This is a genomic window from Paenibacillus sp. OT2-17, from assembly GCF_009827695.1.
GTDB classification, from domain to species: Bacteria; Bacillota; Bacilli; order Paenibacillales; family Paenibacillaceae; genus Paenibacillus; species Paenibacillus polymyxa_B.
The window spans coordinates 1-2838 of the sequence record NZ_WUDQ01000481.1 but is presented as its reverse complement, the minus strand read 5'-3'; the positions used below and the strand labels follow the sequence as shown (position 1 = coordinate 2838).

General features: G+C 39.2%; 4 protein-coding genes and 1 pseudogene. 4 read left to right on the top strand and 1 reads right to left on the bottom strand.

All coding sequences use genetic code 11. The features are described 5' to 3' along the window. Both GRP75_RS23430 and GRP75_RS23425 read left to right on the top strand, forming a co-directional pair. Window positions 1–202: metal-sensing transcriptional repressor (locus GRP75_RS23430; RefSeq protein WP_160790507.1), on the top strand; the 202-nt coding region annotated here is incomplete at its 5' end. A gap of 290 nt (window positions 203–492) precedes the next feature. Further along, entirely contained in the window at window positions 493–1173 is a 681-nt protein-coding gene (locus tag GRP75_RS23425; RefSeq protein ID WP_160790506.1) for a YetF domain-containing protein, read from the top strand. A gap of 294 nt (window positions 1174–1467) precedes the next feature. On the opposite strand, the gene GRP75_RS30025 is transcribed toward GRP75_RS23425, so the two are convergent. Then, on the bottom strand, window positions 1468–1641 hold the full coding sequence (locus GRP75_RS30025) for a GerAB/ArcD/ProY family transporter (protein ID WP_237449156.1): 174 nt from the start codon (window positions 1639–1641) through the stop codon (window positions 1468–1470). Here GRP75_RS30025 and GRP75_RS23415 point away from each other — a divergent pair. Both GRP75_RS23415 and GRP75_RS23410 read left to right on the top strand, forming a co-directional pair. Next, a pseudogene (locus tag GRP75_RS23415) lies at window positions 1638–1847 on the top strand (IS3 family transposase); the annotation flags it as partial. The gene GRP75_RS30025 and the pseudogene GRP75_RS23415 sit on opposite strands and share 4 nt — an antisense overlap. 283 nt (window positions 1848–2130) lie before the next feature. Then, window positions 2131–2838 (top strand): alpha/beta hydrolase (locus GRP75_RS23410; protein ID WP_160790505.1); only part of this gene is annotated, 708 nt, incomplete at its 3' end.

Sequence of the window (2838 nt, the reverse complement as noted above, 5' to 3'; positions counted from 1 at the left end):
GGTACTTCGTTTAATGGATGAAGGTAAATCGTGCAAAGACGTCGTTAGCCAGTTATCTGCCGTACGTAACGCATCAGATAAAGCGATTGCCCAAATTGTAGCAGAGAATCTGCAACGATGTATATTGGAAGAGCAAGAGGCAGGAGGAGACACGGATAAGCTGGTTAAAGAAGCGATTCAGCTTCTTGTGAAAAGTAGATAATCATGTCTCCAGAGTCCATGCTAGCGGGCAATGATGTTACTATGTACAAAATTACGGGAGCTGGCATATTGCCTTTACCCAGCCACATATATTGGACGTTGTTAAGAAGTTTTTTGATAAACATCTGAGAGATTAAGATTATATAATAGCCGTAATTAAAGAGTTCGCTGCCTCTAGTTGGTAGCGGGCTTTTTTAATTGGACAATTTTAGGAATAACCCTCTGTTTATGCTGAGGTAGACAGGTGTAAATAACACATAAGGAAAACAACTTCTTCCGGGAGGCCTATTTATGGAGGTATTTGTTACGATTGGTGTCAAATTGATCATCAGCTTTTTTGGCTTGTGGATCATTACTTTTATTACAGGTCGAAAAACACTCAGTCAGTTAACACCACTCGATTTCCTAACATCATTGGTGTTAAGCGAAATTGTGGGAAATACGTTATATGACGATAAGGTGACCATTGGGCAGCTTTTGTTTGCTTTGGCACTATGGTGCGCGCTGGCCTACTTTTTTGAAAAGGCGACGACCCGTTTTGTGAAATTTGGATATATGGCAGAAGGTCGAACAGTGCTGCTCGTGGATAAGGGTCAGGTCAATCAAGAGATGCTTGAAAAATATGATATAGAATTTACCCAGCTGCTCTCCATGCTACGCCAGCAAAATATTTTTTCTCTTCGTGAGGTCTGGTACGCCACGTTAGAAACGAATGGTTCATTGTCAGTCATGCGCAAACCCGAATACGAGCCACCCGCCGCTCAGGATATGGGAATAGATGCACAGCCTGACCTTTTTTCTGTAACAGTCATTGATAAAGGAAAGTTCCTGAACGAATCTATGCGTGGGAAGTCAATCGATATTGAAGAGATTAAAGTAAAGGTGCGCGAGCAGGGATATGATAGTATCGACGAAATCGCCTACGCAGAGTTTAGCGAGGATGGAACACTTCACATCGTGCCGATGAAATAGAAAATGTACAGTAAAAGAGGCTGAATTACGAAGCAGGCTGTTTTTTTAGCTTCTTTCTTTTTCTAATAACTATTACTATAAAAAGCAATAATGGGAGGATAAACTGAAAAACAGGAAAACAAAAAGTAACCACAGTCTTCCGACCCGTCATAATATGATGAGTGTAGTTAGGGGATAGAAATGAAAGCCCATAAATGAGAGCCCCGAGAGGCAGAACCCATTTTTTAAATCCAATTTTAGTTACTCTTTCAAGCCCTATCACAGCACTATTAAAAAATGCGACCATTTTAATAATTAAGCAAAAAAGAGGAGCAAGGTGAAAAGTGCATCCATGCGTTCGAACACTTCTGCCAATTCAATCAACTGAACAGTTTCCAAAAGAGGCAGTGTGCTGCTTGCGGCGATCTTGGGACCCAGAACAAAAATAATTAGTTGATTAATAAATGTCAGGGCAAGAGCAGTAATCAAGGCGTGGAAATTGCCTAGACAATGCCTGTATAGAATCCTTCTTTTCCCATCTTAAAACAGAGAAGATTTATTTAACGAAACCCGGAACCCTAGCGGAGGTAGAACAACACGTACGGGAGTACATTTCATTTTATAATGAAAATAGATTTCAGAAAAAATTAAACAACCGTTCCCCGATTGAATACCGAGAAACGGTTGCTGCTTAAAGATGTCTTTTTAGTTCTGTCTACTTGACAGGGGTATGACCATTATCGCGTTTTTTTGTTTCCCAAAAGATGTGCTTGTCAAAAATCCAGTATGGATCCCATAAGTCAAGACAAGTAAGACAAAAATAACCCAGTTTTGTTTTTGAAAAAACCATGTTAAACTTTTCTCCTAAAAATAAATGTGCTTTCTGAGGTGAGTTGAAGTGTTGGAACGTTCTATGGAGAATACAAGGGAATTACACAAAGGAAAGGGAGTGATTTAAAAAAGAAAAGGAGATTATAAATGAGCACTTATCAAACAGTTATTAGTGATGGATTTGAGCTGAAATATGCTATAACAGGTAACGGAAGGCCGATATTGCTGATCGGCAGTAGTGTATATTATCCTCGCTTATTTTCAGACCATTTATATAAAAAGTTTCAGTTTATTTTTCTGGATCATAGAGGGTTTGCAAAACCGACTCGAGCTTTAAAACCAGAAGACTATACTTTGGATAAAGTTATTAATGATATAGAAACAGCAAGACAATGCCTTCATCTAAACGAATTTATCATATTAGGACATTCCGGGCATGCCTTTATGGCTTTGGAATATGCTAAACAATACCCGGACTATGTTCAAAAAGTGGTGCTTTTAAATTCAGCACCTACGAACAGCCAGGAAAGACAGCGGCAAAGCGCTTCATTCTTTTATGAAACGGCCAGTCCAGAAAGAAAGGAACGTTTTGAAAAGGACATTGTTTTATTAAAGGAAGATATCAAAAGAGACCCTGATGGAAGGTTTGTTCACATGTGTATACGAATGGGAGCCCAAAGCTTTTATGATTATGCCTATGATGCGGCTTACACGTGGAATGATGTGTACACGAACATGCCTATCATTGATTATTTATGGGGAGAAGCTTTCGGTAACATGAATTTGATACAATCCCTGGCGGATATCCATAAACCCGTATTTATTGGTTTGGGAAGGTATGATTATTTGGTTGCA

Excerpts from the sequence above, each read along its gene's own strand:
- GRP75_RS23425 (WP_160790506.1), top strand. The coding sequence starts at position 493 with ATGGAGGTATTTGTTACGATTGGTGTCAAATTGATCATCAGCTTTTTT.